Genomic DNA, 18,106 nt, shown 5'->3' on the forward strand with positions numbered 1-18,106 from the left:
TCCTTTTGACAAAAAGTAGCGTATACCTTAGCCCTTCACCGCGCCTGCTGTAACCCCTTTGGTAATCTGTTCATTAAAGATCGCATAAATAATGATCGCAGGCACCGAGGTCAGCACCATTACCGCAAACTGTGAACCGTAATCCGAGGAATATTGTCCGGTAAAGTTCATGACCGAGAACGGCAGCGTTTTGAGCGAATCCTTGCTCAGGAAGGTGGAGGCCATAATGAATTCGTTCCAGCAGTTCAGGAAGGTCGTAACCACGATCGTCACCAGCGCCGGAGCCGTCAGCGGAGCGATAATGCCGAATACGATCCGGTAAATGTTCGCGCCGTCAATGACAGCGGATTCTTCCATCGCCTTCGGAATGGAGCGCAGAAAGCCTGTCAGCATAAACGTACCTAGAGGAACGGAGACTGCAGTATAAGGAAGAATTAGTCCGAGATAGGAATTCGTTAAGCCCAGCGATTTAAAAATAGCAAAGTTAGGCAGCAGCGTGGCATGAATCGAATCATGATTCCGAGCAGAATCACGGTAAAGAACAGGGAGCGCAGCTTCCACTGCATACGTGTAAACGCATAGCCCAGCGTCAGTGAGAGAACAACTGTCAGTACAATCGTAACCGCTGTGACAAAAAAGCTGTTAAAGAAATACCGGGCAAACTTGCCGTCCACCCAGGCATTAACATAGTTCTGCCACTGCGGAACATCCGGCCATTTCAGAATGCTGGAGGAATAGAACTCGCTGCTGCTTGTAAAAGAGAAGTTCACCAGCCAGATGAACGGGAACAGCTGAACTGCGGCGATGATCAGGAAGAACAGCCAGAGCATGATTTTTGTGTTTTTCTTCATGGTGCTTCCCCCTTAGTATTCGGTAGCATCGCTGCGGGTCAGCTTGTTGCTCAGGTAAGTGAACAGCAGACACACGGCAATGAACAGGATGGATATGGCATTGGCATAGCCGTACTGGCTGGCCGAAAAGGCTTTGTTATACAGATAGACCGCAAGGAACTGGGTAGAGTCGCCCGGACCGCCGTTGGTAGTCAGGAACACCATCTCCATTTGCTTGAGTGCAGTGATCATTGCCAGTGTTATCTGAACTGTAATGACCGGCATAAGCAGCGGAACGGTGATGCGCAGATGCAGTTTGAAGCCGGAGGCACCATCCAGGGATGCCGCTTCATACAGGTCTTCCGGGATACCCTTAACCCCTGCATAGTAGAACAAGAGACCCCAGCCGAAGCCGGCCCAGATCAGAATGACCAGCATGGAGACCAGCGCAGTGCTGCTGTCGCCCAGCCAGGCATGCTTCAGGGCGCCAAGCCCCACAGAGTCGAGCAGTTTATTGAGCACGCCGAAGGTCGGATCAAGCAGTGAGAGCCACATTTTTGAAATAACCACGACGGAGATGACGCTGGGAATGAAGAAAATGGTCCGGAACCACTTCTCGGCCTTGCCGCCGATCCGGTCCAGCATAACAGCGAAGAAGATGGCAATCGGATGCTGGATGATGATAAAGCCCAGACCCAGCAGAACTGCATTGCGTAAGGAAAGCCAGAACCGGCTGTCATGAAACAGCAGCTCAGTATAGTTAGCCAGTCCGATAAAAGTCGAATTCGTTCCAGGTGCAAGTGTATCCCGGAAAGAGTAGTAACCGCTCAGAACAATCGGGGCAAGAAAGGTTAGTGCGAAAAGTAAAATGCCGGGAAAAACAAACAGAAAGATGGCAAGCTTGTTGTTGAGCACTTTATGCATGGGCGTTTCCTCCATCCTCCGGGCGGACAAAGGGCAGGGAGTTCACTTAAGTTGTCCCTGCCCTTATCCGTTCCGTTATCTTTATAATTGTGCTAGTAGAGCCAGTCTTACTGGGAAGCCGCCGCAGCCTGCAGATCGCTCAGCAGCTGCTCCGGTGTGGAGCCGCCGGCAAAGAATTTACCGAAGGCATTCTGGGAATCATCCTTGAATTTAGGTGTTCCATAGTCAAGACCCAGCGAGCCCGCAGTAGTAGTAGCACCGGTGAGCACTTCTGTCAGTTCCTTCTGAAGGCTGCTTTCATTGCCGTTCAGCTGATACGTTTGGGCAGGAACGGCTGCGCCGATATCCCATACTGTTTTTGCCCATTGATTCGCGCTCATCAGATAATCGAAGAATTTCTTGGCTTCTTCCGGATGCTTCGAGCTGTTCACCAGGGAGTATCCGCCGCCGTTCCATGCCAGCAGGTCCGTATTTTTGCCTTTGCCGCCGTCCACTACAGGGAACTTGAGGACCGCTACATTATCGCGGAAGGTCTGCGGCAGATTTTCGTTAGTCGCCATCCCTGCTTCCCATGAGCCCATGTACCACATGGCTGCCCGCTCCTGCGTGAACAGGTTCTGGGATGCGCCGTAATCGGAGGTCATGTACGATGCCTGGAACAGACCGCTGTCTCTGGCTTCACCCAGCAGCTCAGCCGCTTTCTTAAAGGTTTCATCAGTGGTAAAGTCTTTCTTCTTGGCTACGGCATCCAGCATCAAGTTCTGGTCCCCGCCGACCCGGATCACAAGATCCTGGAAGAATGCGCCGAAGCTCCACAGATCCTTACCGTTGATCGACATCGGCTCAATGCCTTTTTCCCGGAACTGCTTGCCTGCTTCGATCAGCTCAGCGTAAGTGGTCGGTACTTTGATCTTATTTTCTTCAAACAACCGTTTGTTGTAGTAGATTACTTCATAGTCACTGTTGCGCGGGAGGCCGTAGAGCTTATCGTTAAATGTGAAAGAAGTGTATACGCCCGGCAGGAAGCTGAATTCTTCACCTTCATACTCCGCAGGATCAAGCTCTTTCACATAACCGGCTTGTACCAGTGTGTTCAGCTCGGCGCCGCCGTGTACCATCGTGACATCAATCGGCTCATTGGAGGCCATGTAGGCTTTCAGCTTGTTTTTGAACGGCTCCTCGGCCAGCGTTTCCAGCTCGATTTTGACATTCGGATTCTCTTTAGTGTAGTTATCGATGACCATCTGCTCCGCTAACCCCTGGCCCGATTTACGGTCCGGCAGGTTGGAGAAGACGCGCAGCGTTACCTGCTCCCCGCCTGCTGCCGGTGCATTATTTCCTTCAGATGCCGCCTGATTGCCGCTGTTATTGTTGCCGCATGCGCTGAGTACAGCTGTTGCTGCAAGTGCCCCGGCCAAAAGTGCGTTTCTGCCTGAGAGTAAACCTTTGTTCATGTTGAATCCCCCTCAAAGATCGGTATGTTTGGTTTGTCTGGCTAAGTGGTGTTCGTTCTTTCTGACCTCATATTATCAGAGCGGCCCCCCGGCGGCAGTAGAGAAAAAGTGAGGAAGGTTGAAATTTATCGAGAACGTTCAAATTTGCAGCAAAAGTATACTCGTTTCTAGTCTCTCCTGTCGAACATGTACCAAACCTTTGAAAACACGGCGACCGCTAACCTTTCTGCCGCAATATAAAAAAAGCCGCCCCGGGCAGTCATCAATGACTGTCAGGGTCAGCTCTTTAAGCTTGGCGTGAGTACTCCTGTCAGTAAACAGGATAGAAATAATCATGTGTAATTTCTCACTAACAAAAAATGCCCCAAACTGTCGTTTTAGGGCATTCCGGTTTAACCTGCTATTTTAGGTAGAAAACTTCCTTCAGGTTCTTGGACACCGGGCTGTTATCCGGATTGGTCTCCATCAGCGGCTCCATGTAAACCCACCATTTCCGGCAAATCTCGGTCTGGGACATCTGGTCCCACTTGGCTTCGTCCTCAATCTCCACGTAGGCAAACAGATTGCCGGTTTCTTCGTCAAGAAAAATAGAATAGTTGTGTGAGCCGTGGTTTCTCAGCTCTTCAGCCATCTCCGGCCACAGCTCATCATGGCGGCGCTTGTATTCCTCATAACAATCCGGGTAAACACGCATAATACTCGCTTTTCTAATCACTGTTCAGCACTCCAGACCTGTTTGGTTTATTAAAAATACATAAATGAACTATATTGAACATTATAGTAGATAAATGAACTTTTTTGAAGACAAATAAACGAAAATAAACTTACTATGAAACTCCTTTGAGCTGAATTTACGCCCAGATCAGGTTAGCAGACGCCCGGATACTCCCTCAAGCAGATCCACATTGACATTTAAACCGCAGAGCTATAATATTAGAAGTCCTGCCAGCTGTTTGCTGGCGATAAGGGGACCTGGCCCTACAGGTTCATTCTTATTGAAAAGGGTGGTTTGTATGGATAAAGAGCAACTGATGGAGAGCGCACGCAAGGTTAAAAAGGCGGCGTACATCCCCTACTCCAAATTTCCGGTCGGTGCGGCACTGCTGCTGAAGGATGGAGCTGTAATTAACGGAGTTAACGTAGAAAATGTATCCTTTGGCGCGACGAATTGTGCTGAGCGGACCGCTTTTTTCACAGCCATTACTAACGGCTACTCCAAAGGTGATTTCAAGGCTATCGCCATAGCCGGCGACACAGAGGACTTCCTTCCGCCCTGCAGTATCTGCAGACAGGTAATGGCCGAATTCTGCTCGCCTGAAATGCCGGTTTACTTAACTAATAACAAACAGGATATACTGGAACTGAAGCTGAGAGAATTGCTGCCTTATGCGTTTACTGATCTGGATATGTAATATTGTAACTTGTAAAATAGCAGAAGCTGCGCAAAGATGCGCAGCTTTTTTATGTGCGGCTGGATACATTCCTCTGGACATTCTGCTAAGGCAGTTAACTGGTATTACTGCGCAATCTGTCTGTCGTCTTATTTGGGTCCGGCAGAAAGCTCTCTTGGCTTCAGCAGCTCACAAAGTTCGCCCGGTTCGAGTGAATGTTGCGGAACAAATGCCGCTGAACCCATATAAGAAACCAGGCTGTTACGGAGCTGGGCCGCAGCAGGTCTGTCCGCCAGATCCTCCCGGATATTGATACCGCAGATCAGCAGCTTGCCTGCACCGACGTTATATTCGATCAGATTGGTCAGCTTCCGGTTATGATAAAAATTAGGGATGACCTGAACAATCGGCTGAAACGGCAGTCCGTCACTCACGGCAAGCGACACAGAGCGGTCCAGCAGGTCCAGCCACTGGAATTCCGCATACGAGCTGGTCGGAAAATCCGCCAGTGCCGGATGAGCAGCATCCACGCTTATCCCGCACGGAGCATCAGTGGCAAAATGCACCGGACTCCAGAAAACAGGATGAAACTTGCCGGGAGCTGTATGTTCCAGTTCATTCTCCTTAACGAGGAAAAGCACACGCTCCCCTTCCGACAATCTGTGCAGCAAATTGTCATCCAAGGTACTAGTCACTGTTATTTCAGTATCCCCGGGCGCTTCTTCTCCGGTAAGTACATACACCCAAACCGGCCACTCATTCCGGATTCCGGAGCCGGCTAATTCCAGCGCTACTGTTAACCTGGCGCTTTTGGCAACTTGTGTAAAAGCAGTTGAATTGAGTTCCCCCAGCGGAATCCCTGCGCCAAGCGGAATGGCACCGGTCTGTATAACACCTTGATCCAACACCATGCCTTCCCCGGTTGTCACCTTCCATTCGATAGCGGATGGAGGCAGCTCCACCGTACCGAAATGCGCCATGCATATCCCGGCATTAAATTCATCCTGATTGGTATACACGCGACTTGGCATGCGGAGCAAAAGAACGGCCGGACCGCAGAATTCCCGGAACCGCCGGGGTTCGATCAGTCCCTTGGACTGCCAGAATGCATTTAGAATACCTACCGTTGCCGTGCTCTGACCCGGAAAATCATGCAGATCCAGCAGCTGAAAGCCGCCCAGCTCCGGCGTTCTTAACGCCGCCTCGATCTCTTCGCGGTATAGCTGCAGGGCCAGCATACCTGATCCGTGTACAAATTTTCGAAGGTCAGCCAGCATGCCGCGCTTCCCGAGGTCTGCAGAGATCACCTCCAGATTAACCGGTCGCAAGGCGCCGCTGTACAATCCGATTTCCTCCACGTCCGGGTATATGCTATACTGCCCTACCTCATGTGAAATGACAGGAACGTCACGCCTTGATACCGCCTCGCTGAAGTCTAGCATGGTCGAAACGGACAGCTTCTCCAGAAAATATTGGCCCCGGACTCCCGCCTCATCGACCGTCTGTGCGCAGAACAGATCATCTGCCGGATCAACGGGACGGTCCCAGTTCGTTGTCAACGTATACAGCCGGCGGTTATCCAGCGCTTTCACCTCCGCAGTCATCCGGTGCAGCAGCTCAAAATCCCCATTCAGCTCATTGCCGTTGCTGTAGATACAGAAGGACGGGTGATTGCCATAGGTCTGAATTATCCGCTGCGCTTCCATTGGCAGGTAGGTGTAATGCTCAGGATGTGCTCCAACCGGCATATTCCAGGTATCCATCCACATGGGCGATTCAACCTGCAGGTACATGCCTAACCGGTCTGCTGCTTCAAAAGCAGCTTCCGGCGGACACCAGGAATGAAACCGGATATGGTTCAAGCCATAGTCTCTGGCTGTGCCGAACAGACTGAACCACGCTTCCGTCTCCATCGGGGGATGGCCAGTCAGCGGAAAAATGCAGCACTCCAGCGTCCCCCGCAGGAAGATCGGCCTGCCATTGATTTGCAGCAATCTGCCATTCCTCTCAAAGCTCCGCAAGCCGAAGGTCTGCTTCGTAACCGTTTCCAGCTGCATCCCTTCAATATTCGTCCGTCCCGTTAGCTGCAGCTCATATAGATTAGGATTGAATTCATCCCATAGCAGCGGCTCCTCCCCCATGCTGTACAGCCATTCAAAGGGTTCTGACGAATCAGCAGTGAGCCGCAGACTCTGCTTAACCTCCGGTGCCTGATGCTTCTGTTCACCTTGACCGCCCGCAGCGGATAAGGTGATCTCTGCATCTAGTGCTTTTCCGGTAAGGTTATGCCCGATCCCCCTCACCCTCACTGCACCCAGCCCCGGCTCAGGATAGGTCTGCACATTCGTCAGCTGGAACGCCTCAGAGGCCTGAAGCTCCATCCGGCCGACGATTCCGTTCCAGATGGATTGCGTCTCCTCTGTATAAGCACTTGGATAAGTTCCCAGATTCTGAATATCCCGGTTATCTACCCTGATAACAAAACGGTTTACCGCACCTGCCACAACATGTTCGGTCACATCAAAGCGATGCGGTACAGACAGACTATCCTGCTGACCGGCAAGCCCGCCGTTCACCCATAATGTGGACTGGAACATAACACGCTCCAGAAAGACATGCATCTGTTTCCCTGCCCATTCTGCCGGAACCGCAGCCTCCAATTCGTACCAACGGCACCGTAATAGGAATGGCGCTGCCGCAGGGATCGGACGGACTCCCGGTTCATTTCAGCGCTCCACTCCTGCACCTCACCCACACCATTCAGCGTCAGCGTACCCGGCAGCGATACTGAACCTTGAGTGTCTATGCCTTTAGAATCATACCAATGCTCCGCTTCCCCTTTATCCTCCGGATCGAGCGCGTAATTCCAATGCCCGCACAGGCTGAGAACATTCCTCCCGGCAGTATCCGTCATACCTTCACCCTCCAATTATCAATTAATCGTATAGCCTTCGGCCTTTTCTCTTTCGTGCCGCTCGTATACAATTGTAAATTAGAGAAGGAGCAGAAAGGAACGAGGATATGGCTGTTAACCCGAACGATCCTGCTATGTTCAAAGGACATAACCAATACACGCATCCGGCCGGCATTCTCGTATCCGGACATTACCGTAAGGCGCACGGCTACACCTGCTACCGCCCTGAAGGGACCAGGGATTGGCTGATTATGTATACTTTATCAGGCAAAGGGCTTATCAATAACGGAGACGGGAATTATGCTGAATGTACGGAACGGACGTTAACGATCGTCTCGCCGGGTACCCTTCAGGATTTTTTCACGGAGGAGGGTTATGTGTGGGAGAAGCTGTGGGCCCATTTTCTGCCCCGCTTTACATGGGCGGACTGGCTGTCTGCGGGTCATAAGAACGGGTGCATTTTTCAGCTCCATATTGATAATGACGGGGCCAGCCGGGCAATCGAATCCGCTTTTTGGAGAGTACTGTCGTACAAGATGGACAGAGATGTCCTGCTGCGTGACGAGCTGACCATGAACGCACTGGAGGAGATTATTCTGCTTGCCGCCAGCCAGAACAGGCAGCAGAAAAAGCTCGACCCGCGCATCAGTGAAGTGCTGGACATTCTGGCCAAGGGCTACATGGAAGAACATTCGGTAGACAAGCTTGCCGCACAGGTCTCCTTGTCACCGTCCCGTCTCTCCCATTTGTTCAAGGAGCAGGTAGGCGACTCCATCATAGAAACACTGGTAAAATACCGCTTAAATCAGGCGGAGAAGCTGCTCCGGTACACCCTGCGTCCGATTACCGAGATTGCGCTGGAGGTCGGCTTCCATTCCCCTGACTATTTCACAAGGCGGTTCACCGGCTCCTTCGGCGTGAGTCCGTCGCAATACCGCAAGCAGCAGCTGGACAAAGTAGATTGATGCGTTAAAGGGGAGTGCTGATTATGAAGGCTATGTATTACAGCTTCACCGAGGGTTCGGTCAGTAAGGGGAACGGCTATAAACCGGCAAATCTGCATAAATGGGGACCGGGTGTCCGTGATGTATATGCCCTGCATTATATTGTCAGCGGCAAAGGCTATTTAAAGACAGATAAGACGACATATCCATTAAAAGCTGGCGAGAGCTTTATCATTTTCCCGCATATGGAAGTGTATTATTATCCCGATCCCCGGGACCCGTGGGAGTATTACTGGATTGAGTTCAGCGGTCCGGAAGCCTCACGCCTGCTGTCGATGATCAGCATTGCACCGGACCATCCGGTGACGGAGGCTTCCCCGCAGGATTTCGAGGCATTATTTCAACTGTTTAAAACGTCCGGAACAGAGCCGTTTGAGCGGGAGCGTGCGGATGCAGGACTGCAGCTTCTTTTGTCCTATTACATGGAATACTATCCGAGTGCCCAGGCGTTGCTTAAAAAAGATTACGCACTTTCAGCTAAAGAATACATTGAAAGCAACTATTGGAAATCTTCCTTATCCGTTATTGATGTAGTCGGTTACGTGAAGATTGAGCGCAGCTATCTGTTCCGGCTATTTAAGGAAGTTACCGGTTTGTCCGTATCCGCCTATCTGACGGCCTTCCGGATTCAGCGTGCCTGTGAGCTCTTAATTCATTCTGAATTATCCGTCAAGTCGTTAGCGTATTCCGTTGGCTATCAGGACCCGTTATACTTCTCCAAGGTATTCAAAAAAGCAACCGCGTACACTCCATCGGAGTATAGATCAGTTTACCGGGTCCCTTAACGGAACAGCACACATTTTCCCGAATCCCGGTAATACTTGATCAGCTGCTCTATGGGTTCGCGTCCGCATTTCAGCTGCTCGCCAAGACAGTCTATACATAGAAAGTCCTTGGCATTCCGTGTAACAAGCTTCAGGTAAATCGCCACATCATCCGTCATTAACGGAACCCGGCAGGTCCGGCAGATCCGGTTCATATTCATGCTGCCATCACACCAGCTTAGCCCGTACAACCAGACAGTCATGGGCCGCAACTACAGGAGCATATCTTTCTTTGAATACGCCGATTTCTTTATGCTCCCAGCAGTCGTATAACGAAAACGATTTCCCTGACGCATACGGGAGCCCGACATCCCAGAATTGCAGCGAAATTTCCCTTTGCCCGTCACTCAGATTGAAGAAGCCGATGGCGAGGTCTCCGTCTGCCAGTACTTTTACCAGCATGAACACATCGTCTGTATGGAACCACTGCGGCTCGGGCTTGATCCGGTAGGCACCGCGGCTCTCCGCATCCTGGTTGATGGCGAGCAGCTCCCGGTTCAATAGGATATCCTTGGTGACCTGATTGGCTGACCGGATATCGCTGCCGATCATCAGTGGAGAACCCATCATGCACCATAGCGAAAAATGGGTCTTGTATTCAGCATCGCTGCAGCCGCCGATCTGATTCCCGATAAAGCTGCTGTTACTGCCCCCGTACATGCCGACCACCAGCATATCCAGGTCATTATGACAATACGAGCCTGTAGTACTCGCTTTATCCAGCTGTGACAATGTAAGCTTCTTGATGGATTCCCAGCTGTCCTGAATATCCTCCGTAGACCGGTACATGTGCGCCCCAGATTCCCGGATCCAGTGATAGACATTATCCTCGCCCCAATTGCATGCCGAGAACAGTATCTCTCTGCCGCAGTTTTTAAGCGCCAGGCTCATGCGTTTGTACAGCAGCTCCCCTGAAATATGTCTTGGCTTGAAGCAATAGTCATATTTCAGGAAATCCACGCCCCACGCTGCCAGCAATGCCGCATCCTGAAATTCATGCTCGAAGCTGCCGGGATACCCCGCGCAGGTATGAGTGCCTACACAGGAGTACATTCCGAATTTGAGCCCTTTGGAATGGATATAGTCTGCAAGCGCCTTCATTCCACTCGGGAATTTCTCGGGATCGGCGACTAAATTGCCCTCTGCGTCTCTTTCCTTCAGGCTCCAGCAGTCATCGATCACAATGTACTCATATCCGGCCGCCTTGTATCCCTCAGCAACAAAGGTATCGGCGGCCTCCCGGATCAGCTGCTCATTAATGTCCCAGGTAAAGGTATTCCAGGAGTTCCAGCCTAAAGGCGGCTTCAGGCCAAGCTGTTGTATGTTCATTTGAAATGCGCTTCCTTTCTTTAGCTCAAGTATAGAATCTTAGTGTATTTAATCATATCCGTCACTTGGGAACTATAGCCTAGCGTTGCTTTCATATGGACGTTTGTTGCTTTTATCTGAGCACTAAGGTTGGCATAGCAGACACTGAACAACTAACCCTGCCTGATATACCTGATGTAATGGAAATAATCGAAATCTGCATAACCGCCAGCCTGATGGGCCGCATAATGAAACAGTCCGATTCTATAGCCCATAAAATGGTCCAGTGTGTACTTCATATGCAGTGTACTGCCGATTGGGGTCCATGCTGTCCCGTCCTCCGAATAGAAGAAGGTGGCCTCATCCACGCTATCCCTGAAATTGAAATCAATCCTGAGATAAACCCGATCAGCCGTGATGCTGACACTTTCCACCGGTTTTTCGCGGCCGTCGCCGCCGTTAACACACATGTCGATTGTGAACTGTCCCTGCTCCCCCGCTGCGATCCTTAACGTGCCGAATTCATTTTGCAGTGCTGCCATCCCCGCCCGGTCACCGGGCTGCATGCCCGAAATCTCCACCGCCGTTTCCGCGCGGCAAGCCGGACCTTCCGTCCGTTGTGTCAATGTATTGCGAGCCGTCAGGATGCTGTCTGCCGGCTGACCGGTGCGGAGGCGCAGATAGCCCGGCCGCTCGGTAACAGACCATAACGCGTTGTCAGGATTATGGTTCCACTGCCAGTTCAAAGCTAGTTTATCAGTCTCATATTCAAATTCGTCACTGATGACAAGCGGCACTGCTTCTGCAGCAGGAAGTTTTGTCTCAAAACGTTGAGGTGCCGTACCATCATCCCCGATAACCGGCCAATCCTTATCCCAACTCACAGGAAGCACACAGGGAATCCGGCCGACAGCATCATGATCCTGGAACAACACAGCATACCAGTCGTTATCCGGAGTATCGACGATGCCGCCCTGCGCCACACCGTTATTATGGTAGCCCAGATCATCGTCCAGAATGATTCTGTGCTCGTAAGGACCGAGAAGTTCACGGGAACGGTAGCATACCTGACGTCTTCGTTTATTTCCGGCTTTGGGCCATTCTATAAAGAATAAATAGTAGTAACCATTTAGCTTGTAGGCATGACAGCCCTCGATCCGCAGCCCCATATCTGTCCGTTCGCCCTCAAGCAGCAGCTGATCCGCTCCTCCCGGCTCCACTGCCGTAAGATCTTGTGTCAGCTCCTTAATACGGATATCGCCATTACCGTAGATCACATAATTACGGCCATCGTCATCCAGCAGCAGGGCGGGATCGTGGTGTAGCCCCGGTATGACTGAACGTTCCCATGGGCCTTGTTCAATATCCTCCGTGCGGTAAATATAGAACCGATCCATATCATTGGAGGAAAAACAGACATAAAATACTCCGTCCTTGTATTTAAGAGAAGCTGCCCAGGATCCTTTGCCGTAGATGCCCTTACCATCCAGCAGCCGATGGGCTTCATTATCCTCGAAGGTATCATATACGTAATTTACAATTTCCCAATCTCTGAGGTTAACCGATTTCATAATCGGACAACCCGGCATGGAGTGCATACTGGTACTGACCATATAGAAGAAAGGTCCGACCCGGATAACGTCAACATCCGGTACATCAGCCCACATAATGGGATTCGTTATAGTAGCGGTATTCACTTATGTGCCCTCCTTAGGATGTATAGAGTTATTCGGTAAATTGCCAGGATACAAGCGCGAACAATTCACCCTCATTTGAACCCTCAAATACAAGGTAGAGATCATGGATGCCCTCTGCTCCGCTAACCTCTGTCTTCCATTCCTTCTGTATCTCCGGCCCGTCTGCTGCGGGAACGGACAGTTCACCAATCAATGGACCCGCCGGATCATCCAGATGAAGCTTAATCGCACCGCCCTCCAGGCTTAAAACATCGGCCATGAATGCTGCTGCACCTTTATTACCAAAATCAACTCCGGATAATCCGATCCAGTCTCCGTTGCCTATACCGGTTACCCGCCGTTCTTCTGAATCAGCCTTACCTTCTGTCTGTATTCCGGCACTCCACCCTACGGTAACAGCCTGGACGCGTTCGTACGGGTTCAGGCATCGAATCTGCGCTACGCCTTTATAATCAGCTTCAACATCACGGATGGAACCATCCCAGTTATGGAAAAGCAGGTTGAGATGCGTAGAACGGTAACCGTTGGCAATTCCCTGTGCCTTGGACAAGGTTTGTGCATGATAGGCGATATACCATACATCATGATACTGGAATATCGCATGATGGTTATTGCCTGACACTCCGAAGAAGTGTCCCGGATTCCGCAGGATCGTCCCCTGATAAGTCCAGGGTCCCATCGGATGGCTGCTCGTCATATACGCAATCTCTCCCGCTGGAGGACTGCCTTCCGGACGTTCACCGTCATAGAAATTGGAACAGTAGGTAAAATAATAGACGCCACCGTGTTTATGTATGCCGGCATCCTCGAACATGAAGGGGGCAGGTATAACCTCAGCTGTGCCCGTTACGCTGATCATGTCCTCTCCCAGCCTCATCATCCGTGCCGTACCCGGCTCCGCGTATTCTCCTTCCGGGACTCCGCCTCCAAAGTAAATGTAACCGTTACCGTCATCATCTACCAGAACCGCCGGATCGAATAGCCAGGTTACCTCCTCGACTCCCGGAGTCGAACGCAAGATGAGGGCTTCACCGATAGGATCAATCCAAGGTCCCACCGGACTGTCACTCGATAGAACACCTATACCGCTGGCATTATTTGCGAAATACAAAAAGAATTTATCCTTGCCGCCGATTACCTTATGCACTGCTGCTGGCGCCCAGGACTGGGTTGCCCACTTGGCTTCGCCGTGCGGTCCTGCAACTTTTATCTCGCCGTGGTCAGTCCAATTGACCAGATCACTGGAGGATATAACAGCTATCTTATTGATGCTGCTATAAGTATTTTCTTTTACCGTACCGTTCTCATCGTATTCCAGCGCGTCATTAGTCATGTAGAGATAGACCCGGTCACCGAACACCAGGGCATAAGGATCAGCCCCATATCTGTGTGCAACCAGCGGATTACCATAAGGAGGAACCTTACCGGATGCTTGATTCAACTGAACTCTCATTTTATCTCCTCCAAGTTATTAATAGACAGCGTCCATTCTGCCTGAGGCCTTGGTTTGGCCCGGTTCATAATGATTATAGTCAGACGTTTTTCACGAAGTCCATGACAGATAGGCACTCAGAATTGATCTATTCTCATATCATTGGCAGAACGCATTCCCTATAATTTTCAAAGAAAACGCTTTAATTTCTTCACCTCCGCTTATGCTATACTTTGTGGCAAATACAGATCTATTGGAGGGCAGTTATGAAAATAGTCCAAGAGGGTTCCTTTTATACCGGGGAATATAGAAGCTTATTCAGAGAAACGGGAGTACCGGAGGAGGTCATCCAAAAGAGGCTTGAGGATACCTGGAACGAACTATTCTATGGTGCGCCCGATGTCCGGATCTACCATCCGATGGGTGAAGATAAGGGATACATTGTAGATACCGGCAACACGGATGTTCGGACTGAAGGAATGTCCTACGGGATGATGATGGCTGTTCAAATGAACAAAAAAGAGGAATTTGACCGGCTCTGGAAATTCGCCAAGGAGCATATGCAGCATAAGGAGGGCCGTTACAAAGATTATTTCGCCTGGCACTGTACACTGGACGGAACACAGCTGTCGCCGGGTCCGGCTCCGGACGGGGAAGAGTTTTTTGCCATGGCCCTGTTCTTTGCCTCTAACCGCTGGGGAGACAGTGCCGAACCGTTCAATTATTCCGAACAGGCACGGATCATTCTCAGAGCTTGTGTCCACAAAGGGGAAGATGGTGAAGGCGATCCGATGTGGGACCCGGCGACCAGGCTGATTAAATTTGTTCCGGAAAGTCCTTTCAGCGATCCTTCCTATCATTTGCCGCATTTCTATGAATTGTTTGCCCTGCAGGCGGATGAACAGGACAGGGCTTTCTGGAAAGAAGCTGCTGACAGGAGCAGAGCTTATCTGCACAAAGCCTGTCACCCGGAAACCGGCCTGTCTCCCGAATATGCCAACTATGACGGAACCCCGGCTGAACCGCAGCCGCATGGGGACTTCCGCCATTTCTTCAGCGATGCTTACCGGGTAGCGGCCAATATCGGGCTGGATTATGAATGGTTGCGGAGCGACCCTTGGCAGGTGGAGCAATCCAACCGGATTCAGGCCTTCTTCCGGGACATTGAAGTAGCCGATTACCGCCGTTATACCATAGACGGCCAGCCTTTTGAAGAACCGTCCCTGCATCCGGTCGGCCTTCTTGCAACACTGGCTATGGCTTCGCTCGCTGCCGACGGACCTGATGCCGGTCATTTCGTCAAGCTGTTCTGGGATACTCCGCTGCGCACCGGGGTCCGCCGGTATTACGACAACTGCCTGTACTTTTTCAGCCTGATGGCTCTCAGCGGAAACTACCGTATATATTCTTAATAATTACAAAAATGACACCATGACTGGTCAGGAGGGAATAAGATGGCCCATATTCACTTTGTTGAGTGCAATACCGCGCACACGGGCAATTTTGCTATTGATGTTCCGGCGGGCCATCACTGGCTCCTTGTGATCACCAAGACACCGGCGCAATTCTGGGTAAACGGCGGAATCAAGGAATACCCTGCCCATAGTGCAGTCCTTTACCGCCCGCAGCAGAAAGTCTATTACCGGTCCTGCACCGGTCATTTCGTCAATGACTGGATCCGCTTCGAATCCGATGAAGCTTATATTACGGAATCTCCGCTGCCGTTCGGCATTCCTTTTGCCCTCAGTGACCCGCAATACTGCCAGAAGCTAATAGAGCTGCTTGTCGTTGAACGCAGTTTCAACCTGGACTGCAAAGAATCTTCCACCGATCACCTGCTGCGGACACTGTTCAACAAGCTCTGGGAGTCGTACTTCCAGGATAAAGTTACACCTCAACACTACAACTTACTGAAGCTGCGGACCGCTATCCAGAGTAATCCCGGCGATTACTGGACTGTGTCCAGAATGGCTGATTTTCTCCGTATCAGTCCGGGCTATCTCCAGAATATTTACAAAAAGACATTTGGAATTTCATGTATGGATGACGTCATCAACAGCCGGATCCGTATGGCAAAAGAATATTTGATTCACAATGCTCAGAGTATCGCTGAAGTTGCCTCCCGGTGCGGTTATCAGAATGTGGAGCACTTCTGCAGGCAATTTAAGCAAATAACCGGGCGTACTCCGGGCCATTTCCAAAAGTATGCAAAAAATTAAATAAAAATCCCCTCCGGCCGACAGCGTCAATTACATCTGGCAGATGTCTTTGTACGCTGTGTACATGAGGGGATTTCTTGTAGGGGCTACTGCCCCAGCAGTATTTTGGCATAAGGAGAATCAATCGGGATCATGATCACCGGTTCATTCTGCAGCGTGGTCACATAACTTTCCAGGGTACGGTAGAAGCTGTAGAATTCCGGAGATTTCCCGTAAGCCTGATTGTAGATTCTGGCCGCTTCCCCTTCGCCTTCAGCGATTATTTTTTTGGAATCGGCTTCGGCCTGGGCCATCAGCTCTGTGGAGGTACGGTCAGCTCTGGAGGTTATTTTCTTGGACTCCTCGTCGCCCTCGGACAGATAACGTGCAGCAATGGATTGACGGTCAGAAATCATCCGGTTATACACACTCTGTTTGTTCTCTTCCGGCAGATCGGTACGTTTGATCCGTACATCAATCACTTCAATCCCGTAATTATCACGGGTTAAGGCGGAGATGACGTCTTTGGTGATCTCATCGTTAATATTGCCCCGTCCGGTGTCCTCACTGATAATATTTTCATAATTAATCTCTGACAGCTTGCGGCGTACTGAGTTATATACAGCTTCATCAATACGCTGAATCCCGCCGCCTACCGTCTGTACGGTTCTCAGGAACTGCGAGGCATTGGTAATTCTCCAGACGGTATAGTTATCGACCACAATCGGCTTCTGGTCTTTGGTCAGAATGTTGGTGGGCGAGCTTTCGTACGTCATCTGATATTTAGGAAGTGCGGAGACATTTTCGATAAAAGGGAGCTTAAGCTTCAGTCCGGGCTCCTCGACGGTGCGCATCGCTTCACCGAAACGGAGGACCACCTTGTATTCGCCTTCCTTCACTACATACATCGAGCCGGCTAACAGTATGACGAGAACTACAGCTGATATTAGGGTGATGATCTGGTTTTTTTTCACTGTGCATCTCCTCCTTGCGGCGCTGCTGAAGGGGACGGGCTGGCCGTAGTATTGCGCATCAGCTCATTCAGCGGCAGGTAATTAACTGTATCACTGTTCGAGTTGGTGATGAAGATTTTGGCGTTTGGCAGAATCGTCTCCAGTGTCTCCAGAATCAGCCGGCTTTCGGTTACACTTTTATTGTTGATATATTCGGTATAAATGGCATTAAACTGGGCCACATCACCCTGTGCGTTAAGGATTCGCGACTTCTTCTCCCCTTCGGCTCTCTCGAGCAGCGCCTGCGCTTCACCGCGTGCTTTGGGAATGATATCGTTCTCATACTTCTTGGCGTTGTTAATCTTCGTGTTCTTCTCTTCACGGGCATTGGTTACCTCGCGGAAGGCTTCCTCTACCTGGCCGCTAGGCGGCTCAATATCCTGGAATTTGATATCAATGATCTGAATGCCTGTGTTGTATTTCTTCTGCAGATCGACCAGCAGCTCACGGACTTTATCCTGGATCACTGTCTTTCCGTCCGTAATTGCATAATCCAGCTTCTCGGAACCAATGACAGCACGAATCGATGAGCTTGCCGAATTGCGCAGGAATTGTTCCGGGTCGTCAATGTTATACAGATAATCACGGATATTGCTGATCTTCCACTGGACTACAGCATCGGCAGATACAATATTCTCATCACCGGTAATCATCATCGCTTCATCTTCAACGGGCACAGCTCCTTCGGCCTCCTGACGGTACCCGATATGTATTCTCTGGGTCAGCTCCGCAGGCACCGTGATGACTTCCTGTATGGGATAAGGCCATTTGAAATGAAGTCCTGCTGAGGACTCATTGGTATACTTGCCGAATGTCAGAATTGCTGCACGCTCTTGCTCCTGCACCGTATAAAAGGATGTCGAGCCCAGATAAATCAGCACCACGGCAGCGGCTCCCCACAATCCGACCTTTTTTAAATTCCCCGGCTTCAGCCCGGGCAGCTTGCGTCCCGGTACCGGATTCCCGCCATCTCCATTCATAAAATTCAAGATGCATCGCTCCTTTTTGCGTATTTAAGTCAATATTAAGATACATATACGTAAATAAAACAAAAAAGTCGCAAATTGCGCGACTTTTTTCAAGTATGCTGTACTTTTCTACATTTCCCTCTTTCTCA

General features: G+C 50.5%; 18 protein-coding genes. 5 read left to right on the plus strand and 13 right to left on the minus strand.

Annotated elements, in window-relative coordinates; genetic code table 11:
• Positions 1 to 27 precede the first annotated feature (27 nt).
• The 5 genes from AWJ19_RS35995 to rhaM form a co-directional block, all read right to left on the minus strand.
• Positions 28 to 561 (minus strand): carbohydrate ABC transporter permease, encoded by a 534-nt coding sequence (locus AWJ19_RS35995; protein ID WP_198536638.1) that lies wholly within the window; start codon positions 559 to 561, stop codon positions 28 to 30.
• Positions 456 to 851, minus strand: coding sequence for a carbohydrate ABC transporter permease (locus AWJ19_RS36000; protein ID WP_198536639.1), 396 nt, complete (start codon positions 849 to 851; stop codon positions 456 to 458). Before AWJ19_RS36000 ends, AWJ19_RS35995 begins: the two co-directional genes overlap by 106 nt.
• A 12-nt stretch (positions 852 to 863) precedes the next feature.
• Positions 864 to 1,754, minus strand: a complete 891-nt coding sequence (locus AWJ19_RS25490) for a sugar ABC transporter permease (protein ID WP_068728052.1) — start codon at positions 1,752 to 1,754, stop codon at positions 864 to 866.
• 107 nt (positions 1,755 to 1,861) lie between these two features.
• Positions 1,862 to 3,208, minus strand: coding sequence for an extracellular solute-binding protein (locus AWJ19_RS25495; protein WP_068728053.1), 1,347 nt, complete (start codon positions 3,206 to 3,208; stop codon positions 1,862 to 1,864).
• 400 nt (positions 3,209 to 3,608) lie between these two features.
• Entirely contained in the window at positions 3,609 to 3,923 is a 315-nt protein-coding gene (gene rhaM / locus AWJ19_RS25500) for an L-rhamnose mutarotase (RefSeq protein ID WP_068728054.1), read from the minus strand.
• Between the two features lie 298 nt (positions 3,924 to 4,221).
• Between rhaM and AWJ19_RS25505 the strand changes: the two genes are divergently transcribed.
• Positions 4,222 to 4,620, plus strand: a complete 399-nt coding sequence (locus tag AWJ19_RS25505) for a cytidine deaminase (RefSeq protein WP_068728055.1) — start codon at positions 4,222 to 4,224, stop codon at positions 4,618 to 4,620.
• A gap of 128 nt (positions 4,621 to 4,748) precedes the next feature.
• Here AWJ19_RS25505 and AWJ19_RS25510 read toward each other — a convergent pair whose 3' ends face one another.
• Positions 4,749 to 7,220 carry a glycoside hydrolase family 2 TIM barrel-domain containing protein gene (locus AWJ19_RS25510; protein ID WP_241781886.1) on the minus strand — a complete coding sequence of 824 codons (2,472 nt, stop codon included), beginning with the start codon at positions 7,218 to 7,220 and terminating at the stop codon, positions 4,749 to 4,751.
• Positions 7,172 to 7,513: a hypothetical protein gene (locus AWJ19_RS36890; protein ID WP_068728057.1), complete on the minus strand. Its 342-nt coding sequence runs from the start codon at positions 7,511 to 7,513 to the stop codon at positions 7,172 to 7,174. Before AWJ19_RS36890 ends, AWJ19_RS25510 begins: the two co-directional genes overlap by 49 nt.
• A gap of 107 nt (positions 7,514 to 7,620) precedes the next feature.
• Here AWJ19_RS36890 and AWJ19_RS25520 point away from each other — a divergent pair, with 107 nt between their 5' ends.
• A complete protein-coding gene (locus AWJ19_RS25520) occupies positions 7,621 to 8,478 on the plus strand; it encodes a helix-turn-helix domain-containing protein (protein ID WP_068728058.1) in 858 nt (285 codons plus the stop codon).
• A gap of 23 nt (positions 8,479 to 8,501) precedes the next feature.
• Positions 8,502 to 9,302: an AraC family transcriptional regulator gene (locus AWJ19_RS25525; RefSeq protein ID WP_068728059.1), complete on the plus strand. Its 801-nt coding sequence runs from the start codon at positions 8,502 to 8,504 to the stop codon at positions 9,300 to 9,302.
• On the opposite strand, the gene AWJ19_RS25530 is transcribed toward AWJ19_RS25525, so the two are convergent.
• The 4 genes from AWJ19_RS25530 to AWJ19_RS25545 all read right to left on the minus strand — a co-directional run bounded on the left by AWJ19_RS25530 (position 9,299) and on the right by AWJ19_RS25545 (position 13,799).
• Positions 9,299 to 9,502 carry a hypothetical protein gene (locus AWJ19_RS25530; RefSeq protein WP_068728060.1) on the minus strand — a complete coding sequence of 68 codons (204 nt, stop codon included), beginning with the start codon at positions 9,500 to 9,502 and terminating at the stop codon, positions 9,299 to 9,301. The two genes, AWJ19_RS25525 and AWJ19_RS25530, sit on opposite strands and share 4 nt — an antisense overlap.
• 7 nt (positions 9,503 to 9,509) lie before the next feature.
• Positions 9,510 to 10,670, minus strand: coding sequence for a glycoside hydrolase family 27 protein (locus tag AWJ19_RS25535; protein ID WP_068728061.1), 1,161 nt, complete (start codon positions 10,668 to 10,670; stop codon positions 9,510 to 9,512).
• A gap of 152 nt (positions 10,671 to 10,822) precedes the next feature.
• Complete coding sequence (locus AWJ19_RS25540) at positions 10,823 to 12,346, minus strand: glycoside hydrolase 43 family protein (RefSeq protein WP_068728062.1); 1,524 nt, start codon at positions 12,344 to 12,346, stop codon at positions 10,823 to 10,825.
• 28 nt (positions 12,347 to 12,374) lie between these two features.
• Positions 12,375 to 13,799 carry a glycoside hydrolase family 43 protein gene (locus AWJ19_RS25545; protein WP_068728063.1) on the minus strand — a complete coding sequence of 475 codons (1,425 nt, stop codon included), beginning with the start codon at positions 13,797 to 13,799 and terminating at the stop codon, positions 12,375 to 12,377.
• Between the two features lie 245 nt (positions 13,800 to 14,044).
• Here AWJ19_RS25545 and AWJ19_RS25550 point away from each other — a divergent pair, with 245 nt between their 5' ends.
• Both AWJ19_RS25550 and AWJ19_RS25555 read left to right on the plus strand, forming a co-directional pair.
• Positions 14,045 to 15,190, plus strand: coding sequence for a glycosyl hydrolase family 8 (locus tag AWJ19_RS25550; protein ID WP_068728064.1), 1,146 nt, complete (start codon positions 14,045 to 14,047; stop codon positions 15,188 to 15,190).
• 42 nt (positions 15,191 to 15,232) lie between these two features.
• On the plus strand, positions 15,233 to 15,997 hold the full coding sequence (locus tag AWJ19_RS25555; RefSeq protein WP_068728065.1) for an AraC family transcriptional regulator: 765 nt from the start codon (positions 15,233 to 15,235) through the stop codon (positions 15,995 to 15,997).
• A gap of 86 nt (positions 15,998 to 16,083) precedes the next feature.
• Here AWJ19_RS25555 and AWJ19_RS25560 read toward each other — a convergent pair whose 3' ends face one another.
• Both AWJ19_RS25560 and hflK read right to left on the minus strand, forming a co-directional pair.
• The gene (locus AWJ19_RS25560; protein ID WP_068728066.1) at positions 16,084 to 16,950 is read right to left on the minus strand and encodes a protease modulator HflC; all 867 of its coding nucleotides are present in this window, start codon (positions 16,948 to 16,950) and stop codon (positions 16,084 to 16,086) included.
• Entirely contained in the window at positions 16,947 to 17,969 is a 1,023-nt protein-coding gene (gene hflK, locus AWJ19_RS25565; protein WP_082708124.1) for an FtsH protease activity modulator HflK, read from the minus strand. Before hflK ends, AWJ19_RS25560 begins: the two co-directional genes overlap by 4 nt.
• Positions 17,970 to 18,106 lie beyond the last annotated feature (137 nt).

The organism is Paenibacillus sp. DMB5, from assembly GCF_001517085.1.
In the GTDB taxonomy this organism is placed as follows: Bacteria; Bacillota; Bacilli; order Paenibacillales; family Paenibacillaceae; genus Paenibacillus_AQ.

What these genes read in the sequence shown, in the direction of transcription:
- AWJ19_RS36000 (WP_198536639.1), bottom strand. Translation starts at nt 851, where the DNA reads ATGAAGAAAAACACAAAAATCATGCTCTGGCTGTTCTTCCTGATCATC.
- AWJ19_RS25490 (WP_068728052.1), bottom strand. Translation starts at nt 1,754, where the DNA reads ATGCATAAAGTGCTCAACAACAAGCTTGCCATCTTTCTGTTTGTTTTT.
- AWJ19_RS25495 (WP_068728053.1), bottom strand. Translation starts at nt 3,208, where the DNA reads ATGAACAAAGGTTTACTCTCAGGCAGAAACGCACTTTTGGCCGGGGCA.
- AWJ19_RS25505 (WP_068728055.1), top strand. Translation starts at nt 4,222, where the DNA reads ATGGATAAAGAGCAACTGATGGAGAGCGCACGCAAGGTTAAAAAGGCG.
- AWJ19_RS25510 (WP_241781886.1), bottom strand. Translation starts at nt 7,220, where the DNA reads ATGCATGTCTTTCTGGAGCGTGTTATGTTCCAGTCCACATTATGGGTG.
- AWJ19_RS36890 (WP_068728057.1), bottom strand. Translation starts at nt 7,513, where the DNA reads ATGACGGATACTGCCGGGAGGAATGTTCTCAGCCTGTGCGGGCATTGG.
- AWJ19_RS25520 (WP_068728058.1), top strand. Translation starts at nt 7,621, where the DNA reads ATGGCTGTTAACCCGAACGATCCTGCTATGTTCAAAGGACATAACCAA.
- AWJ19_RS25525 (WP_068728059.1), top strand. Translation starts at nt 8,502, where the DNA reads ATGAAGGCTATGTATTACAGCTTCACCGAGGGTTCGGTCAGTAAGGGG.
- AWJ19_RS25530 (WP_068728060.1), bottom strand. Translation starts at nt 9,502, where the DNA reads ATGAATATGAACCGGATCTGCCGGACCTGCCGGGTTCCGTTAATGACG.
- AWJ19_RS25535 (WP_068728061.1), bottom strand. Translation starts at nt 10,670, where the DNA reads ATGAACATACAACAGCTTGGCCTGAAGCCGCCTTTAGGCTGGAACTCC.
- AWJ19_RS25545 (WP_068728063.1), bottom strand. Translation starts at nt 13,799, where the DNA reads ATGAGAGTTCAGTTGAATCAAGCATCCGGTAAGGTTCCTCCTTATGGT.
- AWJ19_RS25550 (WP_068728064.1), top strand. Translation starts at nt 14,045, where the DNA reads ATGAAAATAGTCCAAGAGGGTTCCTTTTATACCGGGGAATATAGAAGC.
- AWJ19_RS25555 (WP_068728065.1), top strand. Translation starts at nt 15,233, where the DNA reads ATGGCCCATATTCACTTTGTTGAGTGCAATACCGCGCACACGGGCAAT.
- hflK (WP_082708124.1), bottom strand. Translation starts at nt 17,969, where the DNA reads ATGAATGGAGATGGCGGGAATCCGGTACCGGGACGCAAGCTGCCCGGG.